Below are 23,317 nucleotides of genomic sequence, written 5' to 3'. Positions count from 1 at the left end.
AGTTGAGCCCGCCCAGGGCGCCGTCGGCGGTGTAGAGCCTGCAGTCCCATCTGCGCCTTCAGCCCGAGCCGGCCCACCTCGACGACGTACTGCGGCCAGCGATCCTCGGTCGCGATGTCGTCCATGACGGTGACGCCGCCGTTGGTGATGGCGTCGTAGCAGGGGCCCTCGTGGAGCCTTGTACTGCAGCCTGGTCGACCTCCCACACCAGCGAACCGGTCCCGGCCCGCGTCTCGATCCGACCGCCGTCGCCGTTGTTGGGGCCGTGGACGATGGAGATGCCGACGTGGTCGAAGCCGGGCACGGTCTGCTGGGCCACCCGCACGATCGCGTCCAGGGTCTGGTCGAGCGAGTGATGGCTGTTGATCGACTGTGCCGCCTCGGTCAGAGCGGCAGCGAGGTCGGCAGTGCGGTCGGATTCCACGAGCGAACGATACCGGGCCCGGTTCCCGGGGCGCGACGGAACGGGTGCCTCAGCAGGCGTGGAGCAGGGCCACCCCGGCCGGCGGTCCGCTCGGGCGGCCTGCGCGCCCCTCGGCGTCGATCGGCACGACCACGTCGCCGGTCTCGGTGTCGAGCACGAGGTCTCGTCCGCGCCAGGCCAGCCCTTCCAGGGAGGCCGTGCAGCCCACGCTGTGCCAGTGGTTCGGCCAACGGCCGCGCTGCTCGACCCGGACCTCCCAGATCGGGTCGACGATCCCTCCGATCAGCACCATCGTGCGCAGCGAGCCGTCCTCGACGCTCCGGTAGGAGTACTCGTCGTCGACCCCGGGGGAGAAGACCACGTAGGTCGCCGCGAGCCCGCACCAGGCCAGGGTCACCACGGTGCCCGCCAGGGCAGCCAGCACCCGGCGCAGCGTGGTGCGCACCAGCACGACGCACCCGCTCGCCACCAGTGCCAGGCCCGGGCCGCCGAGCAGCAGCGGGTGGTCCATCCACCGGTAGGACAGCACCAGGCCGACGTTGTCGCCGGCCCAGCCGACGGTGCCGACGGCGAACAGGACGGCGCCCACCACGACCAGGAGCAGGGCGGTACGTCGCGGGGACATGCCGGGAGGATAGGTGAAAAGGCCAAGAGGCCCGGTCGGACGACCGGGCCTCTTGCTTGTCTGTACGCCATCAGGGACTCGAACCCCGAACCCGCTGATTAAGAGTCAGCTTGCTCTGCCAATTGAGTCTAATGGCGCATGCGGTGAATGCGAGGTGAAACATTACCAGCGCCCTGCGCGACCAGCGAAATCGGGAGTGCCCTCAGCGCAGGCTCCAGCACGGCCTGGGCCGCGTTGTGCCCGCCCAGCGCGCTGACCGCGCCGCCGCGACGGGCGCCGGAGCCGCACACCAGCACCCCGTCGTACGACGTCTGCACGCCCCAGCGCTCGGCCGGCGTCTCCAGCCGGGCACGGGCCGGCGCCCAGGGCCACTCCAGGTCGCCGTGGAAGATGTGGCCGCCGGGCATGGCCAGGTCCGCCTCGACGTCCTGCGGGATCTTGGCCTCGATGCAGGGCTCGCCGGACGGGGTCCGCAGCACGACCGACTCGATCGGCTCGGCCAGCACGGCGTCGAGGGAGGCGATCGCCCGGCGGAGCGCCTCGGCCTTGGCGGCAGCGGGATCGGCGGCGAAGAGCCGGGCGGGGGTGTGCAGCCCGAAGTAGGTCAGGGTGTGCGTGCCGGGCGGGACGTCGCCGAGGATCGAGGGGTCGGTGAGGGAGTGGCAGTAGACCTCGCCGGGCAGCGGGTCGGGGAGCACGCCGCCGTCCGCGGCCGCCCAGGCGGCCTCCAGGCCGGTGGCGGACTCGGCGAGGTGCAGGGTGCCGGCGAACGCGCGCTCGGGATCCACCCCGGAGCGCAGCCGGGGCAGCCGGGAGAGCAGGAAGTTGATCTTGAGCTGGGCTCCCTCGGGCTTGGTGGCGGGGTCCTCGCCCTCGCCGAGCAGGATCCGCAGCACCCACGGCGCGACGTTGGCGAGCACGAACCGCGCCGAGGCGCTGTGCTCGCGGGCTCCGTCGTGCCAGCGGACCTCGGCGCCGCCGTCGGCGCCGGGCGCGATCGCGCTCACCCCGGCACCGGTGACGATGGAGGCGCCGGCCCCGGCGGCCGCCCGCCACAGGGCGTCGGTGACCGCGCCCATGCCGCCGACCGGCACCCGCCACTCGCCGGTGCCGTTGCCGATGAGGTGGTAGAGGAAGCACCGGTTCTGCACCAGGCTCGGGTCGTGCAGGGAGGCGAAGGTCCCGATGAGGGCGTCGGTGGCGACCACGCCGCGGACCAGGTCGTCGTGGAAGCGGCGCTCGATGGCCTCGCCGATCGGCCGCTCGACCACGTCGCGCCAGACCTCCGGGTCGACCTGCGCGCGCAGCGCGGCGTCGGTGGCGAGCGGCTGGGTCAGGGTCGGGGCGACGGCCGCGGCGAGGCCAGTGAGCCCGGCGTAGAAGGCACGCCAGGCGTCGTGCTCGTCCTCGGAGCCGGTGACCTCGCGGAAGGAGGCCCGGGTGGCCTCGCCCTCGTCGCGCTCGACGTAGAGCCCGGTGGCGCGACCGCCCCGCACCACCGGTGAGTACGACGCGGTGGGCCGGCTCGCCAGCGCCAGGTCCAGGCCGAGGTCGCTCGCCACCTGCTCCGGGAGCAGGGAGACCAGGTAGGAGTAGCGCGAGAGCCGGGTCGGGAAGTCCGGGAACGCCCGGGCCGAGACCGCCGCTCCGCCGACGTGGGGGAGCCGTTCGAGGACGAGCACGGAGAGGCCCGCGCGGGCGAGGTACGCGGCAGCGGTCAGGCCGTTGTGGCCGGCGCCGACGACAACGACGTCGTAGCGGGTCATGCTCCCGACCCTATGCGGAATGGATCGGCAGGGGATATAGTTGACACGGCAACCAACATCGGTTGAAACCCCAGGAGGTGGGCGAGATGCCCGCGATCACCGTTGACGACCTGACCGTCCTGCCGCGCCTGAGCGCGCCGGGGCTCGGCGACCAGCCGCGCCCGGTCTGGCAGGTGAGCACCGCGCCGCAGGGCTACGAGGGGGAGGGCTTCCCGGTCCGCCGCGCGTTCGCCGGGATCGACATCAAGCACCTCGACCCGTTCATCATGATGGACCAGATGGGCGAGGTGGAGTACGCACCGGGCGAGCCCAAGGGCACCCCGTGGCACCCCCACCGCGGCTTCGAGACGGTGACCTACATGATCGACGGGGTCATGGAACACCAGGACAACCACGGCGGCGGCGGGACGATCACCGACGGCGACACCCAGTGGATGACCGCCGGCCGCGGCCTCCTGCACATCGAGACGCCGCCGGAGTGGCTGGTGCAGCAGGGCGGCCTCTTCCACGGCATCCAGGCTCTGGGTGAACCTGCCGCGCGACTCCAAGGCCAACGACCCGCGCTACCAGGACATCCGCTCCGGTGAGGTCGCCCTGCTCACCTCCCCCGACGCGGGTGCGCTGGTGCGGGTGATCGCCGGCAGTGTCGCCGGGCACGACGGCCCCGGCTCGACGTACACCCCGATGACGCTGGTGCACGCCACGATCGAGCCCGGTGCTCGGCTGGACCTGCCCTGGAACGTCGAGCACAACGCGCTCATCTACGTCCTCAACGGCTCCGGCACGGTCGGCGCGACCGGCGCCCAGCCGCTGCGCACCGGCCAGACCGCGGTCCTCGGAGCGGGTGACTTCGTCACCGTCACCGCCGACGCGCGCCAGGAGAGCCGCTCGCCGAGGCTCGACGTGATCGTCGTGGGCGGGCAGCCGATCCGCGAGCCGATCGCCTGGGCCGGGCCGTTCGTGATGAACACCAAGGCCGAGGTGCTCGCGGCGTACGAGGACTTCCAGAAGGGGCGCTTCGGGCTGCCGGTTGCCTGATTGACAGGTGCCTGTCAATATGGTGAGCATGACCGCGCTGCACCGGGTGATCGTGTCCGTCGCCTCGACCGAGGCCGCGCTGGGTTTCTACGGCGACCTGCTCGGCCTCGCGGTCGCGCGGCAGGGCCCGATGACCCGGCTCGGCGATGGCCCGGTCGAGTCTGCTCCTGCACGAGCGGCCGAGCGCGCCGAGCGACCTCGCCGTCGCGCTGAGCCTCCGGGTCCCGGACGTCGACGCGACGTCCGGGGCGTGGGCGGGCGCCGGCGGGATCGTGGTGGACCCCCCGGCCGACCAGCCGTGGGGGAGCGGCAGGCCGTCGTCCGCGATCCCGACGGGCACCTCGTCTGCCTGGTGGGCGAGCGTGGCTGAGCCCGACGACCTGCTCACGGAGGTGGTCGACCACGTCTTCGCGCTGGCCGGCCGGTTCACCGAGGCCGGCGACGAGATCACTGCCCCGGAGGGGCTGAGCGCTGCGCGCTGGCTGGTGCTCGGCGCGCTCCAGGACGGCCCGCTGAGCCCCGCGGAGATCGCCCGCCGCCGCGGCCTGACCCGGCAGTCGATCCGGGAGAGCGTGGCCCGCCTGGAGCGCAGCGGGCACCTGGCGCGGACCGCGGGCGCGGACCAGCGGACCTTCCTGGTCGCACTCACCGCGCGCGGTCGGGAGGCGCTGGCGCGGATCGAGCCGCGGCGTCGTACCTGGGCGGAGGAGAGGGCGGCCGCGGTGGACGTCGAGGAGCCTGCGGCGCGCGGTGGCGGTCCTGGCCCGGCTGCGGGCGCCGTAGCCTTCGGCCCATGGCCCGCCTCTTCCGCGACGCGTACGGGGTCCCGCACCTGCGCGCCGCGGCAGTCACCGACCTCGGGCACGCCCAGGGCCGGGTCACCGTCGCGGACCGGGCCTGGCAGGCTGGAGTGGCTGCGGCTGCGCGCGACCAGCGGGACGGCCGCGGTCGTCGGCGGCGAGACTCGCCGAGGCGTGGGACGACTTCGCCCGCCGGATGGAGATCGAGGAGACCGCCCGGCGTGCCTTCGCGGCGTGCACCCCGCAGACCCGGGCCTTCACCGCGTCGTACGCCGACGGGGTGAACGCCGCCCTCGCCCGGCTCGACCCGGCGGACGTCCCCGAGCCTGGCCCACCTCGGCCACCGGCCGGGGGAGTGGGAGCCGTGGACGCCGATGGCGACGCACCTCGCGCAGCAGGTGCTCTTCGGCAGTCTCGGCGAGGCGCTGTGGCTGCGGCTGGCGCACGAGGTGCTCGGCGACGACGCGCGGCTGCTGAGCCACGAGGGCCTGCGGATCGCGGGCAGCAACGCCTGGGTCGCCGGCGGGGAGCGCACCGCGAGCGGCCTGCCGATGATCGGTGGTGACCCGCACCGGACGATCGAGCAGCCGGGGATCTACCAGCAGGTGCGGCTGGTCTGCGAGGACCCGGACGACGGCTTCGACGTGCTCGGCTACACCTTCGTCGGGATGCCCGGTGTGCAGCACTTCGCGCACGCGGGCGAGGTCGCCTGGGCGATCACCAACGCCTGCGCGGACTACCAGGACCTGGTCGAGGACGGGCTGCCCCTCGCCCACGGGCTGAGCGTGCGCACGGCCTCCTGGGTGCTCGGCGAGCTCGGCTTCGACGCGCTGCTGCCGCTGCTGCGGGCGCGCACCGTGGACGACGTCGACGCGGCGTTCGAGCACTGGGTGGAGCCGGTCAACAACCTGGTGATCGCCGACCGCTCCGGAGCGGTGCGCTACCGCGTCGCCGGCCGGGTGCCGGTCCGCGCCGCCGACGGGACCTGGACCGGCTGGCTGGAGGCGCCGAACCGGGCCGACGCCGGTCCCGGCGAGGTGGTCGTCACCGCGAACGAGCGGCGCGGGCCGGAGAGCGAGGCGATCGGGTCGTCCTTCGCGCCGCCGTACCGTGCCGAGCGGATCCGGGCCCTGCTCGGTGAGCGCCGGGGCCTGACGACCGAGGACTTCGCCGCGATCCACGACGACGCGCTGCTGCCGACGGTTGCGATCCTGACGCGGCTGGTGCCCGGCGCCTTCGACGACTTCGACGGGGTGATGGCGGCCGGCTCTGCCCAGGCGGCGCGCTTCGCGGCCTGGCGCTCCCGGCTGGTACGACGCCTCGCCGCCCATCCCGCGCTCGCACCCCTCGCGACGCCCGGACCGGCACACGACCACGGTCCGCTGCTGAACCCCTCCCTCGACCCGGTCGCGCAGATCGGGCTCGCGCTGCCCACGCTCGCGCAGGAGGCCCTCGCCGGCCGGCCTCCCTTCGGCATCGACCTGCCCGCGCTGGCCCGGGCGGCGCTGGACGACCTGGCCGACGTGCCGGGCACGTGGGGGAGACCCACCGCGCGTCCCCGGCGCACGCGCTCGCGTCGGACGGCTTCGACGCGGGCATCCCGTTCCTCCCGGTCTCCGGCGACCAGGAGGCCGTGCGCACGATGGGGTCGTGGCCGGCGATCAGCGACGCGGCGACCCGCGGCGCCGTGGCCCGCTACGTGTGGGACCTGGCCGACCGCGAGGCCGGCGGCTGGGTGGTCCCGACCGGGGCGTCCGGCCGGCCCGGCGCCCACTACGCCGACCAGGCTGGACGCGTGGATCGAGGGCCGGCTGCTGCCCATCGTGACCGCGTGGGATCAGGCTGGTCGAGGACAGACTCCTTCGCGAAGAACGCCTCCGCGTAGGGGTTGTCGTTGTAGCGCTCGATGCGCGCGTAGCCGGCCCGCTCGTACATCGCGACGGCCTCGGTGAGCGAGCCGTTCGTGTCCAGCACCACCCGGCCGTAGCCGCGGGCGCGGGCCAGGTCCTCCAGGTGCCGCAGCATCCGGGCGCCCAGCCCGGCACCGCGCCAGCCGCCGTCGACCCACATCCGCTTGATCTCGGCGGTCCGCTCGTCGAGCACCGGGCGGATGCCGCCGTAGGCCACGGGAGCACCGTCCGAGGTCGCCACGACGTACGTCGCCCCGGGCTCCGGCGCGTCCGGGCCGCCGGGGTCGAAGCCGCCGGGGAAGCGGCTGTCCAGGCTCGGCGACGTAGCGCCGGGTGGCCTCGCGCGCCACCGCGTCGTCGGAGGCGACCTCGCGGAGGCGCACGGTCGCGGCCCGGACCAGCAGGTCGGCGGTGCCCAGCGCCGCGGCGAGGCGCTCCTGCTGGCGCGGGGTCAGCGGCGCGACCAGGGCGGCGGCCCGGTCCTCGGAGCGGTGCTCCAGGTCGTCGTAGGCCCGGCGCCCGGCGTCACTCAGGCTCGACCAGCCGGCGCCGCCGGTCGGCGGGATCCGCGACGGTGGCGACCAGGCCCTCCTCCTCCAGGCGCCGCAGCATCCGGGACAGGTGACCCGAGTCGAGCTCCAGCCGCTCGCGCAGGTCCCGGACGCCCACGGGCCCGTCGCTGCCGATCTCGAACAGCAGCCGCGAGACAGCCAGCGGCCGGCCGGTGCCGAGGAAGGAGTCGTCGAGCACCCCGATCCGCTGGGTGTAGGTGCGGTTGAAGCGGCGCAGCACGGCGGTGAGCATTCTCTGACTCTAGTCAGACAAACAGGGGCAATCAAGGAGAGACAAGGGCGCCTCCGTCTCGTAGGCTGACCTCCCGCACACTCGGAAAGCAGGTGGGCGTCATGAATGCCTTCACCATCGGGCTCATCGTCTTCTTCGGGCTGCTCGCCGTCGGCGCCGTGGTGACCATGATCCGTCGCCCCACGACCCGGCACGACGCCGCCCGCCACCAGGCCGTCACCGACGAGGCGCTCTACCGCCACGGGCCGCCCAACCTGCCCGGCGCCCCCCGGTGGCGGCTAGTCCGCACGTGCGAACCGGCCGGACTCGATCGAGTCCGGCCGGTTCGTTGGGGTGAGTAACGGGACTTGAACCCGCGACATCCGCGACCACAACGCGGCGCTCTACCAGGCTGAGTTTATACCCACCAGGGGCCCGAAGGCCGTGGACGAGTGTAGACGCACCCGCTCCCGAACTAGGAATCGGTATCCGTCCCGGGCACCCCGAGCCCGGTGATCGAGCCGCCGTGCCGCGCCGCGGCGGCCTTGGCGGCCTCGGCGTCGGGGCCGGGGAGCGGGACGAAGACGGTGTCGCGGTAGTAGCGCAGGCTCCTCGATGCTCTCCTGGATGTCGGCGAGGGCGCGGTGGTTGCCGCGCTTGGTGGGCGCGTTGAAGTAGGCCCGGGGGAACCAGCGCTTGGAGAGCCTCCTTGATCGAGGAGACGTCCACGATCCGGTAGTGCAGGAAGCCGTCCAGGCTCCGCCATGTCGCGGGCCACGAAGCCCCGGTCGGTCGCCACCGAGTTGCCGGCGAGCGGCGGGCGGGAGTCCGGCGGGCAGTGCTCGCGGAGGTAGGACATCACCTGCTCCTCGGCCTCGCGCAGGCTCACCCCGTTGTCGAGCTCGGCGAGCAGCCCCGAGGACTCGTGCATGTTCCGGACGAACTCGATCATCTGGTCCAGCGCCTCCGCGGGCGGCTTGACGATGACGTCCACGCCCTCGCCGAGGACGTTGAGGTCGAAGTCGGTCACCAGTGCCGCGATCTCGATGAGGGCGTCGTTCTCGAGGTCGAGCCCGGTCATCTCGCAGTCGATCCAGACCAGTCGTTCGTTCACGAGGGTGCACCCTACGCCTGCCCGGGGACGGCGCCGCCGGGCGCTTCTCAGGAGCCGCTCAGTGGCGGCCACTAGTCTCGGCGGCGTGAACGGAGGACTGGCCTGGGCGGGTCTGCTCGCCCGGCTGGTGACCGGAGGCGTGTGGATCGTCGCCGGCGCGCTGAAGATCACCGAGCCGGACGCGAGCATCGCGGCCGTGCGGGCCTACCAGCCTGCTGCCCTCCTCGCTCGCCGAGACGGTCGGCCTGGTGCTCCCCGGGGTCGAGCCTGGTCATCGGCCTGGCCCTGGTGCTCGGCATCCTGACCCGGGGTGCCGCGGTGCTCTCGTCGCTGCTGTTCGTGGCCTTCATCGTCGGCATCGCCTCGGTGTGGGCCCGCGGCATCGAGATCGACTGCGGCTGCTTCGGCGGTGGCGGCTCCGACCCGGGGGCGGCCTCGTCGTACCCCTGGGAGATCGCGCGCGACACCGCGTTGCTGGCTGCCTCCCTGCTGATCGTGTACGCCGGCCGGACCCGCCTCGCGCTGGACTCCGTGCTGTTCCCGTCGCGCGCCGCCGGCGTGCCCCAAGGAGAGGAAGACTGATGTCGAAGGCTGACGACCGGGCGCGGAGGGTCGCCGCGGAGCGTGCCGCACAGGCCAAGCGGGAGTCCCGTCGCCGGATGCTGACGATCGCGGGCGTGGCGGTGGCGATGGTCGTCATCGTGGGCGGCGCGATCCTGGTCACCGTCCTCACCAAGAAGGACGTCACCGTCAGCGACGCCGGGTCCAGCCGCTACGGGGTCACCATCGGCAAGAAGGACGCCCCGCACACCGTCGTGATCTACGAGGACTTCATCTGCCCCTTCTGCGGCGAGACTGGAGTCGCGCACCCGCGACGACCTCGCGAAGGCTCGCCGAGGACGGCAAGGTCCAGGTCGAGTACCGCCCCTTCGACCTGCTCAGCGGCCGCGTCGGCGACTACCCGATCCGCGCAGCCAGCGCGTTCTCCGTCGTGCTGGAGAAGTCCGGCCCGGAGGTCGCGAAGAAGTTCCACGACCTGCTCTACGAGAACCAGCCCTCCGAGGAGGCCGGCGACTCCGTCAGCAACGAGGACCTGCTCACGCTCGCGGTGAAGGCCGGTGCCACCGAGTCCGAGGTCAAGGACGCGATCGTGAACGTCAGCAACAAGGACTGGGTCACGAAGGCGACCGCCGAGGCGCAGAGCAACAACGTCAGCAGCACGCCGACGATCCTGCTCGACGGCAAGGTGTTCGACGACGGGCGAACCGTCGACGATCTTGCGAAGAACCTGGTGGACGCGCTTGAGTGACGACCGTGCTGAGCAACTTCATCGCGGGACTCCCCAAGGCCGAGTCTGCACGTCCACCACGTCGGCTCGGCGTCGCCGCGGATCGTCTCGGAGCTGGCCGAGCGGCACCCGGGCACGGTGCCCTCCGACCCCGCGCTGCTGCGTGACTTCTTCGCCTTCCGCGACTTCGCGCACTTCATCGAGGTCTACCTCGCGGTGGTCGACCTGGTCCGCACGCCGGAGGACGTGCGCTACCTGACCTACGAGATCGGGCGGGAGGCTCGCCGAGGGGCAGGCGGTGCGCTACGCCGAGTCTCACCTGCACCCCGTACACCTCGGTGCTGCCGGACGACCCCGAGCGGGGCATGCCGATCGAGGCCTACACGGAGGCGATCGAGGACGCCCGGGTCGCAGCCGAGCGAGACTTCGGCCTCGTGCTGCGCTGGATCTACGACGTGCCGGGCGAGTCCGGCGTACCGGCCGCCGACGCGACGCTGGGCTACGCCCTCGACCACGCCCCCGAGGGCCTGGTCGCCTTCGGCCTGGGCGGACCGGAGATCGGCGTGCCGCGCGAGTGGTTCGTGCCGCACTTCGCCGCGGCCAGGGCCGCAGGCCTGCGCTCCGTGCCGCACGCGGGGGAGACGACCGGCCCGGAGACGATCTGGACCTCGCTGCGCGACCTGGGCGCCGAGCGGATCGGGCACGGCACCTCCGCGGCCCATGACCCCGCGCTCCTCGCCCACCTCGCCGAGCACGGCATCCCCCTGGAGGTGTGCCCGTCGTCCAACGTCGCGACCCGGGCGGTCGCCTCGCTGGCCGAGCACCCGCTGCCGGTCTTCGTCGAGGCCGGGGTCGTGGTGACGATCAACTCCGACGACCCGCCGATGTTCTCCACCACGCTCAACCGGGAGTACGAGATCGCGGCCGACCTGCTCGGCATCGGCGAGGCCGGCCTGGCCGACCTGTCGCGGGCGGCGGTCCGCGCCTCCTTCGCCCCTGAGGACGTGAAGACGCGCCTGCTCGGGGAGATCGACGCCTACGCGGACCGTTCATGAGCCGCACCCCCTTCGAGGCTCTTCGACATCGACTCCCTCCTCTCCGAGGAGGAGCGGGCGATCCGCGACACCGTGCGCGACTTCGTGGCGGCCAAGGCCCGCCCGCACCTCGCCGGGTGGTACGAGCAGGCCGCCATCCCGGCGCGCGAGCCTGGCCCGCGAGCTCGGCGGGCTGGGGGTGCTCGGGATGCACCTGGAGGGCTACGGGTGCGCGGGGACCAGCGCCACGGCGTACGGACTGGCCTGCCTGGAGTCTGGAGGCCGGTGACTCGGGGCTGCGCTCGCTGGTCTCCGTGCAGGGCTCGCTGGCGATGTTCGCGATCCACCGGTGGGGCTCGGAGGAGCACCGGGAGACCTGGCTGCCGCGGATGGCGGCGGGCGAGGCGATCGGCTGCTTCGGCCTCACCGAGCCGGACTTCGGCTCCAACCCGGCGGGCATGCGCACCCGCGCGGTGCGCGACGGCGACGGCTGGGTGCTCACGGGCACCAAGATGTGGATCACCAACGGCTCGGTCGCCGACGTCGCGGTGGTGTGGGCGCAGACCGAGGAGGGCATCCGCGGGTTCGTCGTTCCCACCGACAGCGAGGGCTTCTCGGCGCCCGAGATCAAGCAGAAGATGTCGCTGCGCGCCTCGGTCACCAGCGAGCCTGGTGCTCGACGGCGTCCGCCTGCCCGACACCGCGGCCTTCCCCGACGTGCGCGGACTGCGGGGGCCGCTGTCGTGCCTCGACGAGGCCCGGTTCGGGATCGTGTTCGGCGCGCTGGGTGCGGCGCGGGACTGCCTGCAGACCGCGATCACCTACGCCGGTGAGAGGGAGATCTTCGACAAGCCGCTCGCGGCGTACCAGACTCACCCAGGCCAAGGCTCGCCGACATGACCCTCGAGCCGGCAAGGGGATGCTGCTCGCGCTGCACCTCGGCAGGCTCAAGGACGCCGGCCGGCTCGAGCCGGACCAGGTCAGCCTCGGCAAGGCTCAACAACGTGCGGGAGGCCATCGCGATCGCACGGGAGTGCCGCACGATCCTCGGCGCCGCGGGGATCACCCTGGAGCACCCGGTGATGCGGCACGCCAACAACCTGGAGTCGGTGCTGACCTACGAGGGCACCTCCGAGGTGCACCAGACTCGTCATCGGCCGGGCGCTGACCGGCGAGTCCGCCTTCCGCTGAGAAGGCCTCGGCCCCACGAGGCTCATACCTCCCGCGGGGCCGTGCTCCTTTTCTACGGCGTCCGGCGTCGCCGGCGGTGGAGGCGCGCCGCTCAGGCCGCCTCGTCGGGGCGCAACGCCCGTGCCGCCCAGCGCCCGCCCTCGCGGCTGACCTCGATGGGGTGCTCGAAGGCGCGGGTGATCGTGCTCGTGGTGACCGCGCTCGCGACCTCGCCCGAGGCGATCGTGCGGCCGTGGCTGATCAGCAGTGCGTGGCTGGTGGAGACCGGCAGACTCCTCCAGGTGGTGGGTGACGAGCACCGAGGCCACCTCGGGTGCGGTGCGGGCCAGGCGGTCGAGCACCTCGAGCAGGCTGCTCGCGCGCGGCGACGTCGAGACCGGTCGTCGGCTCGTCGAGCAGCAGCAGCCGCGGCTCGGCGACCAGCCCGCGGGCGATCAGCGCGCGGCCGCGCTCGCCCTGTGACAGCCCGGGCCACTGCGCGTCGGCGCGGTGGGTGAGGCCGACCTCGTCGATGAGCGCGTTCGCGCGCTCCAGGTCGTCGGCCGAGGGCTCCCAGCGCATCTTGGTCTCGACGGTGCCGGTCAGCCCGGTGAGGACCACCTCGCGGACGGTGAGGCGCGACTGCAGCGGGTGTCGCGGGTTGACGTGCCCGATCACCCGGCGCAGGCTCCTGCAGGCTCGACCCGGCCCAGCCGCTTGCCGAGCACGTCGACGGTGCCGCTCGTCGGGTGCACCTGCGCGCCGCAGAAGCCCAGCAGCGTGGACTTGCCCGCGCCGTTCGGCCCGAGCAGTGCCCAGTGCTCACCGGCCCGCACCTGCAGGTCGATGCCGTGCAGGATCTGGGTGCCGCCGCGGCGGAAGGTCACCTTGGCCAGGTCGAGGACGACGGGGTGGTTCACGCGATGCTCTCCTTCAGGGACGTCAGGTGGTGCCGGCTGAGGTCGGCCGCCGCGGCGGTGTCGCGCGCCGCGATCGCCTCGTGCAGCAGTCGGTGCAGGGTGTGGTCGGCGTCCTCGTCGAAGTCGGCGCGCATCCGCAGCATCTCGACCATCGTCTGGCGCACCCGCGGCACGAAGCCGTCGAACAGGCCCACCAGCAGGGGGTTGTGGGCCGCGAGGACGACCGCGCGGTGGAAGGCCATGTCGGCGTCCACGTGCTCCTCCAGGCTCTCTGGACCGCGGGCCCGCTCGGCCAGGGCGCGGCCGACGGCCCGCGAACTCGGCAGGGGTACGACGCTGGGCGGCCAGCCCCGCCGCCTCCGCCTCGATCGCGATGCGCGCCTCCAGCACGGAGGCGATGTCGGCCCGGCGCAGCACCAGGTCCCAGTCCTCCCGCGCGTCCAGCGCGGTCACGAACACGCCCGCGCCCTGCCGGCTCGCCAGCACCCCGCGGCCGGCGAGCCTGGCGGATCGCCTCGCGCACGGTCGAGCGGCCGACGCCGAGCCTGCGGCGCCAGGGTGGTCTCGCCGGGCAGGCGCTGGCCCAGCCTGCCACTCGCCCGCGCGGATCCGGTCGAGGAGCAGGCCGGCCGCCTGCTCGGCGAGCGGCTCGCGTCGTACCTGGGGCATGGGGACCTGTCTACTTGTCTGAGGAGTCCGCCCCAGTGTACGAGCCCTCAGCCACCGCGCCGGCGCCGGGCGGTCGCGTAGGACCGCTCCCGCAGGTGGCTCACCCACGCGTACTGCTCGAGCCCCGGCAGCGGGTTCGTCACCGGGTCGTACGACGCCTCGGCGTCGTCGGGCAGGGGCAGGCTCCGTCGTCAGGCTCGCCCAGGTGTCGCCAGGCCCCGCCGACCGGAGCCCAGCAGAGCCCCAGCCTGCGCTCGTCCGCCGGCCGCGCCCCGATCACGACGGGCCCGACCGGGCTGCGGTAGGGGAGCAGGGTCGTCAACGGCTGGTTCGTGCGCCAGGCCGGCACCAGCAGGTGCCGGGTGACCGGGTCCCAGCCGGTGCTGGCGAGCAGCAGGTCGCCGTGCCGGCTCCGGCCCTCGCGGATCCGCACCGCCAGCCCCGCGACGTCCGGCAGCGGCCCGGGCAGCCCGATCGCCCGCGAGGTGCGCACCAGCACCTCGTCCTCGCCGGGCTCGTCGAGCCAGGGCACGCCGGTGCGCTCCTCGCTCCCGCCGCGGGTCAGCCGGCCCGCCCAGGTCTGCCCGTCGGGGTGCAGCGGCTTGTCCGCCGGGCGCAGCGTCGCGATGCCGGTCGTCGCGGCCGCGAGCGCGCGACCGGCGAGGTCGGCAGCGGTGGTCAGCACGGGGTTCGCCATCTCCGGGCGGTACCCGGGGTGGCGCCGGCAAACGGTGGTGCCCCCGGCAGGACTCGAACCTGCAACGGCCGACTTAGAAGGACGGTGCTCTATCCATTGAGCTTACGGGGGCCGCGGACGAGGTTATCGTCCCGCTCTCGAAGCCTGTGGATGAGCGCCGACGCCGATCGTCCCGATGGGGGAGGCTGCTCTCATGGCGGCGCACCACACCAAGGACAAGGGTGATCTCGGCGTCGCCAAGGCCCTTGCCGACCTCGTCGACAAGGGCTGTCTGGTGCTTCTTCCGCTCACGGAGCACGCAGCCTTCGACCTCGTGGCCTATCGGGACGGTGTCTTCCGGCGGGTCCAGGTGAAGTACCGCGCGGCGAACGCGACGGGCGCGGTCGAGGTCGCCTTCACCTCGACGTGGTCGGACCGTCACGGAGTCCACAAGCGGAGGGTGGACCTGGCCGAGGTCGACCTCTACTGCATCTACTGCCCGGACACGGACCGTTGCTACTACGTCCGCCCGCCCGCCGGTCAGGTGTCGGTGAAGCCTGCGGATCACCCCAAGTCGCAACAACCAGCGCGCGCGAGTGTGGTTTGCCGACGACTTCGTCGACCTTCCGGAATAAACCCCCAGGGGGTATGTTGGGCCGACATGAACCCCCGCAACCGCCTCGCGGCCAGCGCGACCCTCCACTGCCTCACCGGCTGTGCCGTCGGCGAGGTCCTCGGCCTGCTGATCGGTACGACGGCCGGCCTCTCCAACGTCCAGACCATCGTCCTGGCGACCGCCCTGGCCTTCGTCTTCGGCTACGGCCTCTCCTCGCTCCCGCTGGTCCGCTCCGGGATGCCGCTCGCGGGCGCGCTCAAGCCTGGTGCTGGCCGCGGACACCATCTCGATCCTGGTCATGGAGCTCGTGGACAACGCGGTGATGGCGGTGGTCCCCGGCGCGATGGACGCCGGGCTGGGGGACGCGATCTTCTGGGGCTCGATGGTGGTGGCGCTCGCGGCGGCCTTCGTGGCGGCGTTCCCGGTCAACCGGTGGCTGATCGACCGCGGCAAGGGGCATGCCCTGCACCACGCCCACCACGGGCACGACGCTCACCGCTGAGCAGGCGTCACTCCGGCTGGTGGGCGATGGCGGTCGCGACCGCCTGGTGCACCTCGGGGTGGAAGACCGAGGGCATGATGAAGGCTCGCGTTGAGACTCCTCGTCCCCGACGACGTGCGCGATCGCGTCCGCCGCGCGAAGGCACATCTCCACGGTGACCTCGTGCGCGCGGGCGTCGAGCAGGCCGCGGAAGACCCCGGGGAAGGCCAGCACGTTGTTGATCTGGTTGGGGAAGTCGGAGCGGCCGGAGGCCACCACGGCGGCGTACTTGGCGGCCCGGGCGGGGTCCACCTCCGGGTCCGGGTTGGCGAGTGCGAAGACGACCGGGTCGGTGGCCATGTCCGCGATCCACTCCGGCTGCAGGATGCCCGGGGCGCTCACGCCGATGAACACGTCGGCGCCCACGAGGACGTCCTTCAGCCCGCCGCTGCGGCCGTCGCGGTTGGTGAGCGAGGCCAGCCTCCTGGTGGGTCAGGGACAGCGAGGAGTCGCCGCGGACGAGGGCGCCGGCGCGGTCGACGACCACGACGTCCTCGACGCCCGCGGCCAGCAGCAGACTTGACGATGGCCGTGCCGGCGGCGCCCGCGCCGGAGACGACGACCCGGGCCTGGCCGATCTCCTTCTTCACCACGCGCAGCGCGTTGGTGAGCGCCGCGAGGACGACGATCGCGGTGCCGTGCTGGTCGTCGTGGAAGACCGGGATGTCGAGACGCTCGCGCAGCCGGGCCTCGATCTCGAAGCAGCGCGGCGCGGCGATGTCCTCGAGGTTGATCCCGCCGAAGCCGGGCGCGATCAGGCTCGACCGCGCGCACGATCTCGTCGGTGTCCTGGGTGTCGAGGCAGATCGGCCAGGCGTCGATCTCGCCGAACCGCTTGAACAGCGCGGCCTTGCCCTCCATCACGGGCAGCGCGGCGCCGGGCCCGATGTTGCCCAGGCCCAGCACGGCCGAGCCGTCGGTGACGACGGCGACGGTGTTGCCCTTGATCGTCAGGCGTCGTACGTCCTCGGGGTTCTCCGCGATCGCCATCGAGACCCGCCCCACGCCGGGGGTGTAGGCCAGCGACATGTCGTCGCGGGTGCGCAGCGGGACCTTCGAGGCGACCTCGATCTTGCCGCCGAGGTGGATGAGGAAGGTCCGGTCGGAGACCTTGTGCACCTCGACACCCTCGACCGCCGCGACCGCGCTCTGCAGGCTCCGCGGCGTGCTCGGCGTCGGCCGCCGAGCAGGTCACGTCCACGGTCAGCCGGGTCGGGCTGGACTCGGCGACGTCGATCGCGGTCACCATCCCGCCGGCCCCGGCGATCGCCGTGGCGACCTCGCCGACCACGCCGTGGTCGATCGAGGTGTGCAGACGCATGGTGATGGAGTACGACGAGGCGGTGGCGGTCTTGGAAGGCACGGTCTCCAGTCAACTCCCGTGCGGGGGTTACTCGGAAGTCGCAAGCTCGCCGAACTCAACGAACACAAGTGCTGGACACGTGTCCAGTCGAGTGTCATGCTGCGCCGGTGATGCCTGAGATCGGCTGCTACGGACTGGCCGGCCACACCTCCTCGCCGCGCGACCTGCTGGCCGAGGCGGGCCTCGCCGAGGAGCCTCGGGATCGGTGCGGTCTTCCTCTCCGAGCGGTTCAACGTCAAGGACGCCGGCGTGCTCGCGGGTGCGGCCGCGGCCGCCACCGAGCGGATCGGCATCGCCACCGCGGCCACCAACCACAACACCCGCCACCCGCTGGTGACCGCGACGATGGCCAGCACGCTGCACCGGCTCAGCGAGGGCCGCTACGCCTTCGGCCTGGGGCGCGGCTTCGACCTGCTCTTCGACGTGATGGGCCTGCCCCGGGTGACCGGCGCGCAGATGCGGGACGCGATCGGGATCTACCGGCGGCTGTGGCACGGCGAGGCCTTCGGCCACACCGGGCCGGCCGGGGAGTACCCCTACCTCTCCCAGGGCGCCGACCTCGACGAGGACGTCCCGGTGCTGATGATGGCGATCGGCGAGCGCTCGCTGCGCCTGGCCGGCCAGGTCGCGGACGGCGTCGTGCTGCACACCTTCCTCACCGACGAGACGCTCGCCCGCTCGGTCGCGACGATCCGCGCCGCCGCCGAGCAGGCCGGCCGCGACCCCGCGGCCGTCCGGGTCTGGTCGGTGCTGGCCACCGTGGACGACGACATCGCCGAGGAGGCCCGGCTGCGCAAGGCTGGTCGGCCGGCTCGCGACCTACCTCCAGGGGTACGGCGAGGTGCTGGTCCGCGCCAACGGCTGGTCCCTGGAGGACCTGGCGCGCTTTCGCGAGCACCCGCTCGTGCAGGGCTACCCGGGCGCCTTCGACGCGATCGGCACCGTCGAGGAGACTCACCCGGCTGCGCGAGGAGGCGCTGCCCGCGCACTGGCTCGCGGCGTCCGCGACCGGGTCGGCCGGGCAGTGCGCGAGCAGGATCCAGGACCAGGCTCGACGCGGGCGCCGACTCGGTCGTGCTGCACGGGGCGACCCCGGCGGAGCTCGCGGGCGTCGTACGGGCATGGGGTGAGGTGCGCGACCCGGCCCGCGACGCGTTGCCCGCCAACCCCGGGTGGGTACGACGATGAGCGTCGTCGCGACCGTCGAGGAGCCTGACCCCGGCGTGGCTCTCCGCAGTCCTCGGTGCCCGGGTGGAGGAGGTGGCCGTCGCGCCGGTCGGCACCGGACAGATCGGCACCTGCTACCGGCTCACCCTCGCCGGCGACCCCGCGCTCCCGGCCACCGTGCTCGCCAAGCTGCCGGCGGTCGACCCCGCGGCGCGGGCGCTGCTGGCCAACCCGTACCGCACCGAGGTCCGGTTCTACCGCGAGATCCTGCCGACCGTCGCGGTCCGCACACCCCGGCTGCACCACGCCGCGATCGCCGAGGAGGGTGGCGACTTCGTGCTGCTGCTGGAGGACCTCGCGCCGTCCGTCCAGGGCGACCAGGTGGCGGGCTGCTCCGCGGACCAGGTCGAGGACGCGGTGGTCAACCTGGCCGGTCTGCACGGGCCGCGCTGGTGCGACCCGAGCCTGCTCGACGTCGAGGGCCCGGCGCTCAACGGGCCCGAGGACGCGGCGCTGATGGCTGGTTTGTTCGGCCCGGCCGTGGACCTCTTCGTCGCGAACCTCGACGGGCTCCTGGGCGAGGAGGACATCGCGACCGTGCGCGCCGTCCCGGCGGTGATCGAGGCGTGGGCGCTCGCGCGCACCGAGCGGTTCGGGCTGGTCCACGGCGACTACCGCCTCGACAACCTGCTCTTCCCGCCCGCCGGTCGCGGGGTCGCGGCCGTGGACTGGCAGACGCTGAGCCTCGCGCTGCCCGCGCGGGACCTGGCCTACGTGGTCGCCACCAGCCTGGATCCCGACGAGCGCCGGGCCACCGAGCGCGACCTCGTCGCGGCCTACCACCGGGCGCTGCAGGCGCACGGCGTCGCGTCGTACTCCCTCGCGCACTGCTGGGACGACTACCGCTTCGCCCAGGCTCCAGGCACCGCTGGTCGCCGTCTTCGGCCAGGCCTACGGCGCCCGCACCGAGCGCGGCGACCGGATGTTCGCGGCGATGACCGCTCGCTCCTGCGCGGCGATCCGCGACCTCGCGACGCTCGAGTCTGCTCGATGCAAGGAGTTTGTAAACTCAGCGCCCCGAGCGGTCCGTTGTGACCGTCGCCACTCCTACGGTCGTCCGGTCGCGGGTCCTCCTCGGACCCGCCCGAACCCCGAGGAGTCTGCTGCCGATGGCCGCCATCGTCGCCACCACCCAGCGCCCGCCGTCCACGCGGCGCGCGATCCTGAACACCGTCCGCGGATCGCTGGGCAACCTCGTCGAGTGGTACGACGTGTACGTCTACACCGTCTTCGCGTCGTACTTCGAGTCGCACTTCTTCGGCGGTGACGAGCCCAACGCGGGCGTCTACACGATGGCGATCTTCGCGGTCACCTTCCTCATGCGCCCGATCGGCTCGTGGTACTTCGGCCGCTTCGCCGACCGGCACGGCCGCCGCCCCGCCCTGGTGTTCAGCGTCAGCCTCATGGCGACCGCCTCGCTGGTCATCGCGGTCGCACCGACGGCGGCGACGGTGGGCAGCGGCGCGATCGTGATCCTCGTGCTGTGCCGGCTGCTCCAGGGCTTCGCGACGGGTGGGGAGTACGGCACGTCCGCGACGTACATGTCGGAGGCGGCGACGCCCGAGCGACGCGGCTTCTTCTCCTCCTTCCAGTACGTCACCCTCGTCGGCGGCCACGTGCTCGCCCAGGCTCATGCTGCTGCTCCAGCAGGCCTTCCTCAGCGACGAGCAGATCAGCGACTTCGGCTGGCGGATCGCGTTCGGCTTCGGCGCCGTCGCCGCGGTCGTCGTGCTCTGGCTGCGCTCCTCGATGGACGAGTCGCTGCAGGTCGAGGACGGCGAGGGTGCCCGCCGCTCCGGCTCGATGCGCGAGCCTGCTGACGAACTACCCGCGCCAGCCTGGCGCTCTGCTTCCTGGTCACCCTCGGCGGCACCGTGGCGTTCTACACCTACAGCGTCAACGGCCCCAGCACCGTCAAGAGCGTGTACGCCGACCAGGGCATGACCGCGACCTGGATCAACCTCGCCGCCCTGGTGGTCCTCATGCTGCTGCAGCCGGTCGGTGGGCTGGTCAGCGACCGGGTCGGCCGCAAGCCGCTGCTGGTCTTCTTCGGCATCGGCGGCGTGCTGTTCACCTACCTGTTCATCACCACGCTGCCGGACGTGAGCACGCCGATGGGGAGGCTTCGCGTTGCTGGTCGTGAGCTTACGTCCTGCTCACCGGCTACACCTCGATCAACGCGGTGGTGAAGGCCGAGATGTTCCCGGCGCACGTCCGCGCCCTCGGGGTCGGGCTGGGCTACGCGCTGGCGAACTCCGCCTTCGGCGGCACCGCCCCGCTGATCTACGAGGCGGCCAAGAAGCACGACCACGTCGGGCTGTTCGCGGTCTACGTCACGATCGCGGTCGGGGTCTCCCTCGCGGTCTACGTCTTCGGGCTGCGCAACCGCCGCGACACCTACCTCGACCGGGAGCAGGCCCGCACCTGAGGCCACGCCCTACGATGGCAGCGCGATGCGGATCCTGCTGGTGGAGGACGACCCCGGTGTCGCCGAGGCGCTCACCCAGGCCCTGCGGCGCAACGGCTACCAGGTCTGCCACGCGGCGACCGCGGCCGCTGCCCTGGAGGCCCATGCCGACGCCGAGTCTGCTGCTGCTCGACATGGGCCTGCCGGACCGCGACGGTCTCTGGGTCTGCCAGGAGGTCCGCAAGGTCTCGGCCGTCCCGATCGTGGCGCTGACCGCCCGCCGTGCCGAGCGGGCGGTCGTCGCCGCGCTGCGCGCCGGGGTCGACGACTACGTCACCAAGCCCTACAGCCTCGACGTCCTGCTCGCCCGGGTCGAGGCGGTGCTGCGTCGCGCGACCCCCGTCGTGGCGCCGCCCGCCGCGGACCTCGGTGTGGAGCCTGCTCGCCGAGTCCCGCGAGGTGCGGACCGCGGACGGCGTCGTGGCGCTGACCGCCAAGGAGTTCGAGCCTGCTGCGGGCCCTGGCCCGCACGCCCGGTCGCCCGGTCAGCCGCGCGGCCCTGATGGAGGAGGTCTGGGACACCACCTGGGTCGGCGCCTCGCGCACCCTCGACGTGCACGTCGCCGGACTGCGGGCCGAACTCGGCGAGAGACTGCTCATCGAGACCGTCCGCGGGATCGGCTACCGGGTGGTGCCCGAGCCGTGAGGCGGCGGCTGCTCGTGCTCACCGTCGCCGTGATCGGCGTGCTGCTGGCGGCGCTGCTGGTGCCGACCGTCGTCAGCGACGCCTCGGCCCGGACCCGCGAGTCTGCACGAGCGCCGGCTCGCCGCCGCCACCCGGCTCGCGGCGCTCGCGGGCGACGCGTCCACCGAGCAGCAGGTGCGCGCCCTGCAGCCGGACCTGCGCCGCTTCCACGAGGTCTACGGCGCCGCGGTGGTCGTGCTCGACGCCGACGGCACCGTGCTCGCCGGATCCGGCACGGCCCGCGGCCCGGCGGTCGACGCCGCCGTGGCGGCGGCCCTCGACGGCAACCCGTCCACCGCACCCGACCCGGTCTGGCCCTGGCACAGCGACCCGATGGTGATCGCGACCCCGATCGGGCGCGACGCCCAGGTGCTCGGTGCGGTGGTCGTCGTGCAGCCCACCGGCGACGTACGACGGGCGGTGGCCTGGCGGCTCGGGCTCGTCGTCGCGCTCGGCCTGGCCGCGCTGGCGGTGGTCGCGCTGCTCGTCGCCCTCCCGCTCGTCGGCTGGATCCTGCGCCCGGTGCGGGACCTGGAGCGCAGTGCGCGGCGTCTCGGCGAGGGCGACACCACGGCCCGGGTGCCGGGAGCGGGACCGCCCGAGCCTGCGGCAGCCTGGCGACGACGTTCAACACGATGGCGGAGAGCGTCGAGGTCTCCCAGCGCCAGCAGCGCGACCTCGTCGCCGACGTCTCCCACCAGCCTGGCCAACCCGGTGACCGCGCTCCGGCTGCGCCTGGAGGCGCTCGCCGAGGAGCGGGCCGGCGAGGACCTGGGCGCCGCGATCGAGGAGACCGACCGGATCGCGCGAGCGCTGGAGGGCCTGATCGAGGTGAGCAGCGCGGGCTCCCGCGACCGGGAGCGCACCGCGGTGGACCTCGTGGCGCAGGTGCGCGACCGGATCGCCCTGTGGGAGCCGCTGTTCGGTCACCTGCTCAGCGTCCGGCTCGAGCCGGGCACGGCGAGCGTCGTGGTCGAGCCGGACCTCGCGCCGGTGGTGGTCGACGCCCTGCTGGACAACGCGCTCAAGTACGCACCCGGTGCCGCGGTCGAGTCTCGGCCTGCGCGCCGACGCCGACGACTGGCTGCTGCTCTTTCGCGACCACGGTCCCGAGCCTGAGCACGGCCGAGGTGGACGAGCTCGGGCGCCGCTTCCACCGGCTGCCCCGGCACGCGGACGTCGAGGGCACCGGCCTCGGCCTGGCGATCGCCGCGGGCCGGCTGCGGGACGCGGGCGGCTCGCTGCGCCTGGCCGCCGCCGGCCCCGGGCTGCGCGCGGAGGTCAGGATCCCGCGCGGTCGCGCCTCCTGAAGTACGCCAGCGCGCCCGGGTGCAGCGGCAGCGGCTCGGTGAAGATGCCGGCCGCCGCGGTCGGCTGACGCACGTCGGGCACCAGCCGCGCGATCCGCTCCTGCTCGTCGAAGATGACCGACGCGACCCCGGCGGCCAGGTCGTCGGACAGTGCTGGGCTGGCCACCAGGTGCGTCTTCACGCTGACGGTCTGCACCGCCGCCGGCAACCGGTACGGCGAGGCGGGCAGCGGCCCCGCGACGTACTGCGCCCCGTGCTCGGCCACCAGCGACGGCACCAGCGCACCGAGGTCGAGCACCCGCACCGGCGTACCCACGGCGAAGTCGGCGATCGGGCGGATCGGGAAGCCGCTCACGAAGCACACGGCGTCCACCCGCCGCGTGGCCAGGGCGGCGAGCGCGTCGGCGAGCACCGCGTGGGAGACCTCGACCCCGGCCAGGTCCACCCCGGCCGCGGCGAGGGTGCGGGACACGGTGAGCAGGGTGCCCGAGAGACGTTCGCCGACCGCCACCCGGCGCCCGCGCAGGCCGGCGAGCGTGCGGACGGGGGAGTCCGCGCGCACGACCACCTGCAGGAAGCTCGTCGTAGAGCCGCGCCAGCGCCACCAGCCCGGTCGCGCCCTCGAAGGGCGCGCTCCCGGCCACCGCCACCGCGGCCGTGTCGCCGAGGCAGAAGCCGATCTCGGCCCGCCCGGCGACGATCTGCAGCACGTTGTCGACCGAGCCCCCGGTGGTGACGGTGCCCGCCGAGGTCGCCGGCATGAGGTCGCCGACGACCCGGGCCAGCGCGGCGCCGTACTGGTCGAAGACGGCGCCTCGGGTGCCGGTCGCCAGCCGGACCCGGCCGGACGCCTCGGACCACGGCCGGGCGTCGGAGCAGCCGGCCAGGCCG

30 protein-coding genes, 3 tRNA genes and 6 pseudogenes are annotated in these 23,317 nt (G+C 73.4%); 24 read left to right on the top strand and 15 right to left on the bottom strand.

Features of this window, described 5'->3' with window-relative positions; all coding sequences use genetic code 11:
- Positions 1–58: 58 nt before the first annotated feature.
- From G5V59_RS12360 to G5V59_RS12345, 4 genes are all read right to left on the bottom strand, one after another.
- Positions 59–424, bottom strand: coding sequence for a hypothetical protein (locus G5V59_RS12360; RefSeq protein WP_278256622.1), 366 nt, complete (start codon positions 422–424; stop codon positions 59–61).
- 49 nt (positions 425–473) lie between these two features.
- Positions 474–1,049 carry a hypothetical protein gene (locus G5V59_RS12355; protein ID WP_278256621.1) on the bottom strand — a complete coding sequence of 192 codons (576 nt, stop codon included), beginning with the start codon at positions 1,047–1,049 and terminating at the stop codon, positions 474–476.
- Positions 1,050–1,112: 63 nt separating this feature from the next.
- Positions 1,113–1,187: transfer RNA gene (locus tag G5V59_RS12350), tRNA-Lys, on the bottom strand.
- Positions 1,178–2,815, bottom strand: coding sequence for an NAD(P)/FAD-dependent oxidoreductase (locus tag G5V59_RS12345; protein WP_278256620.1), 1,638 nt, complete (start codon positions 2,813–2,815; stop codon positions 1,178–1,180). Before G5V59_RS12345 ends, G5V59_RS12350 begins: the two co-directional genes overlap by 10 nt.
- An 86-nt stretch (positions 2,816–2,901) precedes the next feature.
- On the opposite strand from G5V59_RS12345, the gene G5V59_RS12340 reads away from it, so the two are divergent.
- From G5V59_RS12340 to G5V59_RS12320, 5 genes are read left to right on the top strand one after another with little or no spacing between them, the layout of a single operon-like run.
- A complete protein-coding gene (locus tag G5V59_RS12340) occupies positions 2,902–3,402 on the top strand; it encodes a pirin family protein (protein WP_278256619.1) in 501 nt (166 codons plus the stop codon).
- Positions 3,341–3,853, top strand: a complete 513-nt coding sequence (locus G5V59_RS12335; protein WP_278256618.1) for a pirin-like C-terminal cupin domain-containing protein — start codon at positions 3,341–3,343, stop codon at positions 3,851–3,853. The genes G5V59_RS12340 and G5V59_RS12335 overlap by 62 nt, the downstream gene beginning before the upstream one ends.
- 28 nt (positions 3,854–3,881) lie before the next feature.
- Complete coding sequence (locus tag G5V59_RS12330; protein WP_278256617.1) at positions 3,882–4,223, top strand: VOC family protein; 342 nt, start codon at positions 3,882–3,884, stop codon at positions 4,221–4,223.
- Positions 4,216–5,130 (top strand): MarR family transcriptional regulator, encoded by a 915-nt coding sequence (locus tag G5V59_RS12325; RefSeq protein ID WP_278256616.1) that lies wholly within the window; start codon positions 4,216–4,218, stop codon positions 5,128–5,130. Before G5V59_RS12330 ends, G5V59_RS12325 begins: the two co-directional genes overlap by 8 nt.
- Positions 5,028–6,605 (top strand): penicillin acylase family protein, encoded by a 1,578-nt coding sequence (locus G5V59_RS12320; protein ID WP_278256615.1) that lies wholly within the window; start codon positions 5,028–5,030, stop codon positions 6,603–6,605. The genes G5V59_RS12325 and G5V59_RS12320 overlap by 103 nt, the downstream gene beginning before the upstream one ends.
- A gap of 7 nt (positions 6,606–6,612) precedes the next feature.
- Here G5V59_RS12320 and G5V59_RS12315 read toward each other — a convergent pair.
- Both G5V59_RS12315 and G5V59_RS12310 read right to left on the bottom strand, forming a co-directional pair.
- Positions 6,613–6,780 (bottom strand): annotated as a pseudogene (locus G5V59_RS12315) (GNAT family N-acetyltransferase); the annotation flags it as partial.
- A gap of 308 nt (positions 6,781–7,088) precedes the next feature.
- On the bottom strand, positions 7,089–7,367 hold the full coding sequence (locus tag G5V59_RS12310) for a helix-turn-helix domain-containing protein (RefSeq protein WP_278256614.1): 279 nt from the start codon (positions 7,365–7,367) through the stop codon (positions 7,089–7,091).
- A gap of 101 nt (positions 7,368–7,468) precedes the next feature.
- Here G5V59_RS12310 and G5V59_RS12305 point away from each other — a divergent pair, with 101 nt between their 5' ends.
- Entirely contained in the window at positions 7,469–7,708 is a 240-nt protein-coding gene (locus tag G5V59_RS12305; protein ID WP_278256613.1) for a hypothetical protein, read from the top strand.
- Here the strand turns inward: G5V59_RS12305 and G5V59_RS12300 are convergent.
- Together G5V59_RS12300 and orn are read right to left on the bottom strand one after the other, a co-directional pair.
- A tRNA-His gene (locus tag G5V59_RS12300) sits at positions 7,697–7,774 on the bottom strand. The two genes, G5V59_RS12305 and G5V59_RS12300, sit on opposite strands and share 12 nt — an antisense overlap.
- A gap of 47 nt (positions 7,775–7,821) precedes the next feature.
- A pseudogene (gene orn / locus G5V59_RS12295) lies at positions 7,822–8,460 on the bottom strand (oligoribonuclease).
- An 85-nt stretch (positions 8,461–8,545) separates the two neighbouring features.
- Here orn and G5V59_RS12290 point away from each other — a divergent pair.
- From G5V59_RS12290 to G5V59_RS12260, 7 genes and pseudogenes are all read left to right on the top strand, one after another.
- Positions 8,546–8,764, top strand: a complete 219-nt coding sequence (locus G5V59_RS12290) for a hypothetical protein (protein ID WP_278256612.1) — start codon at positions 8,546–8,548, stop codon at positions 8,762–8,764.
- A complete protein-coding gene (locus G5V59_RS12285) occupies positions 8,749–9,042 on the top strand; it encodes a MauE/DoxX family redox-associated membrane protein (RefSeq protein WP_278256611.1) in 294 nt (97 codons plus the stop codon). The genes G5V59_RS12290 and G5V59_RS12285 overlap by 16 nt, the downstream gene beginning before the upstream one ends.
- 253 nt (positions 9,043–9,295) lie before the next feature.
- Positions 9,296–9,769 carry a thioredoxin domain-containing protein gene (locus G5V59_RS12280; RefSeq protein ID WP_341351202.1) on the top strand — a complete coding sequence of 158 codons (474 nt, stop codon included), beginning with the start codon at positions 9,296–9,298 and terminating at the stop codon, positions 9,767–9,769.
- A 5-nt stretch (positions 9,770–9,774) separates the two neighbouring features.
- Positions 9,775–9,915: a hypothetical protein gene (locus G5V59_RS12275; RefSeq protein WP_278256610.1), complete on the top strand. Its 141-nt coding sequence runs from the start codon at positions 9,775–9,777 to the stop codon at positions 9,913–9,915.
- Positions 9,863–9,976: pseudogene (locus tag G5V59_RS12270) on the top strand (adenosine deaminase); the annotation flags it as partial. The gene G5V59_RS12275 and the pseudogene G5V59_RS12270, both read left to right, overlap by 53 nt.
- A gap of 110 nt (positions 9,977–10,086) precedes the next feature.
- Positions 10,087–10,803: an adenosine deaminase family protein gene (locus G5V59_RS12265; RefSeq protein WP_278256609.1), complete on the top strand. Its 717-nt coding sequence runs from the start codon at positions 10,087–10,089 to the stop codon at positions 10,801–10,803.
- Positions 10,804–10,830: 27 nt separating this feature from the next.
- Positions 10,831–11,973 (top strand): annotated as a pseudogene (locus G5V59_RS12260) (acyl-CoA dehydrogenase family protein).
- Positions 11,974–12,213: 240 nt separating this feature from the next.
- Here the strand turns inward: G5V59_RS12260 and G5V59_RS12255 are convergent.
- The 3 genes from G5V59_RS12255 to G5V59_RS36580 form a co-directional block, all read right to left on the bottom strand.
- Entirely contained in the window at positions 12,214–12,630 is a 417-nt protein-coding gene (locus G5V59_RS12255) for an ATP-binding cassette domain-containing protein (protein WP_278256608.1), read from the bottom strand.
- Positions 12,627–12,788, bottom strand: a complete 162-nt coding sequence (locus tag G5V59_RS36585; RefSeq protein WP_341351201.1) for an ATP-binding cassette domain-containing protein — start codon at positions 12,786–12,788, stop codon at positions 12,627–12,629. The genes G5V59_RS12255 and G5V59_RS36585 overlap by 4 nt, the downstream gene beginning before the upstream one ends.
- Before the next feature lie 80 nt (positions 12,789–12,868).
- The gene (locus G5V59_RS36580) at positions 12,869–13,114 is read right to left on the bottom strand and encodes an FCD domain-containing protein (RefSeq protein ID WP_341351200.1); all 246 of its coding nucleotides are present in this window, start codon (positions 13,112–13,114) and stop codon (positions 12,869–12,871) included.
- A gap of 131 nt (positions 13,115–13,245) precedes the next feature.
- Between G5V59_RS36580 and G5V59_RS36575 the strand changes: the two genes are divergently transcribed.
- The gene (locus G5V59_RS36575; RefSeq protein ID WP_341350927.1) at positions 13,246–13,563 is read left to right on the top strand and encodes a hypothetical protein; all 318 of its coding nucleotides are present in this window, start codon (positions 13,246–13,248) and stop codon (positions 13,561–13,563) included.
- 117 nt (positions 13,564–13,680) lie between these two features.
- Here the strand turns inward: G5V59_RS36575 and G5V59_RS12245 are convergent, their stop codons facing one another.
- Complete coding sequence (locus G5V59_RS12245) at positions 13,681–14,238, bottom strand: hypothetical protein (protein WP_278256606.1); 558 nt, start codon at positions 14,236–14,238, stop codon at positions 13,681–13,683.
- 35 nt (positions 14,239–14,273) lie between these two features.
- Positions 14,274–14,350 (bottom strand) — tRNA-Arg (locus tag G5V59_RS12240).
- Positions 14,351–14,413: 63 nt separating this feature from the next.
- On the opposite strand from G5V59_RS12240, the pseudogene G5V59_RS36570 reads away from it, so the two are divergent.
- Positions 14,414–15,034, top strand: a pseudogene (locus tag G5V59_RS36570) (group I intron-associated PD-(D/E)XK endonuclease); the annotation flags it as partial.
- 64 nt (positions 15,035–15,098) lie between these two features.
- Positions 15,099–15,335: a DUF4396 domain-containing protein gene (locus G5V59_RS12235; RefSeq protein WP_278256605.1), complete on the top strand. Its 237-nt coding sequence runs from the start codon at positions 15,099–15,101 to the stop codon at positions 15,333–15,335.
- 7 nt (positions 15,336–15,342) lie between these two features.
- Here G5V59_RS12235 and G5V59_RS12230 read toward each other — a convergent pair.
- Positions 15,343–16,695 (bottom strand): annotated as a pseudogene (locus G5V59_RS12230) (NAD-dependent malic enzyme).
- A 156-nt stretch (positions 16,696–16,851) separates the two neighbouring features.
- Here G5V59_RS12230 and G5V59_RS12225 point away from each other — a divergent pair.
- The 8 genes from G5V59_RS12225 (at position 16,852) to G5V59_RS12190 (ending at position 22,426) form a co-directional block, all read left to right on the top strand.
- Positions 16,852–17,925, top strand: coding sequence for a TIGR03857 family LLM class F420-dependent oxidoreductase (locus G5V59_RS12225; protein WP_341351199.1), 1,074 nt, complete (start codon positions 16,852–16,854; stop codon positions 17,923–17,925).
- A 72-nt stretch (positions 17,926–17,997) separates the two neighbouring features.
- Positions 17,998–18,999, top strand: a complete 1,002-nt coding sequence (locus tag G5V59_RS12220; protein ID WP_278256604.1) for a phosphotransferase — start codon at positions 17,998–18,000, stop codon at positions 18,997–18,999.
- Positions 19,000–19,073: 74 nt separating this feature from the next.
- A complete protein-coding gene (locus G5V59_RS12215; protein ID WP_278256603.1) occupies positions 19,074–19,784 on the top strand; it encodes an MFS transporter in 711 nt (236 codons plus the stop codon).
- A 54-nt stretch (positions 19,785–19,838) separates the two neighbouring features.
- Positions 19,839–20,153 (top strand): general substrate transporter, encoded by a 315-nt coding sequence (locus G5V59_RS12210; protein WP_278256602.1) that lies wholly within the window; start codon positions 19,839–19,841, stop codon positions 20,151–20,153.
- On the top strand, positions 20,147–20,392 hold the full coding sequence (locus G5V59_RS12205; RefSeq protein ID WP_278256601.1) for a hypothetical protein: 246 nt from the start codon (positions 20,147–20,149) through the stop codon (positions 20,390–20,392). The genes G5V59_RS12210 and G5V59_RS12205 overlap by 7 nt, the downstream gene beginning before the upstream one ends.
- 14 nt (positions 20,393–20,406) lie before the next feature.
- Positions 20,407–20,934, top strand: a complete 528-nt coding sequence (locus G5V59_RS12200; RefSeq protein ID WP_341350926.1) for a response regulator transcription factor — start codon at positions 20,407–20,409, stop codon at positions 20,932–20,934.
- A complete protein-coding gene (locus G5V59_RS12195; protein ID WP_341351198.1) occupies positions 20,880–21,077 on the top strand; it encodes a winged helix-turn-helix domain-containing protein in 198 nt (65 codons plus the stop codon). The genes G5V59_RS12200 and G5V59_RS12195 overlap by 55 nt, the downstream gene beginning before the upstream one ends.
- Positions 21,074–22,426, top strand: a complete 1,353-nt coding sequence (locus G5V59_RS12190; RefSeq protein WP_341351197.1) for a hypothetical protein — start codon at positions 21,074–21,076, stop codon at positions 22,424–22,426. Before G5V59_RS12195 ends, G5V59_RS12190 begins: the two co-directional genes overlap by 4 nt.
- Here G5V59_RS12190 and G5V59_RS12185 read toward each other — a convergent pair.
- A complete protein-coding gene (locus G5V59_RS12185) occupies positions 22,398–22,988 on the bottom strand; it encodes a TAXI family TRAP transporter solute-binding subunit (RefSeq protein ID WP_278256600.1) in 591 nt (196 codons plus the stop codon). The two genes, G5V59_RS12190 and G5V59_RS12185, sit on opposite strands and share 29 nt — an antisense overlap.
- Positions 22,989–23,317: the final 329 nt, after the last annotated feature.

This window comes from Nocardioides convexus, from assembly GCF_011090295.1.
This window is presented reverse-complemented; position numbering and strand designations above follow the sequence as displayed.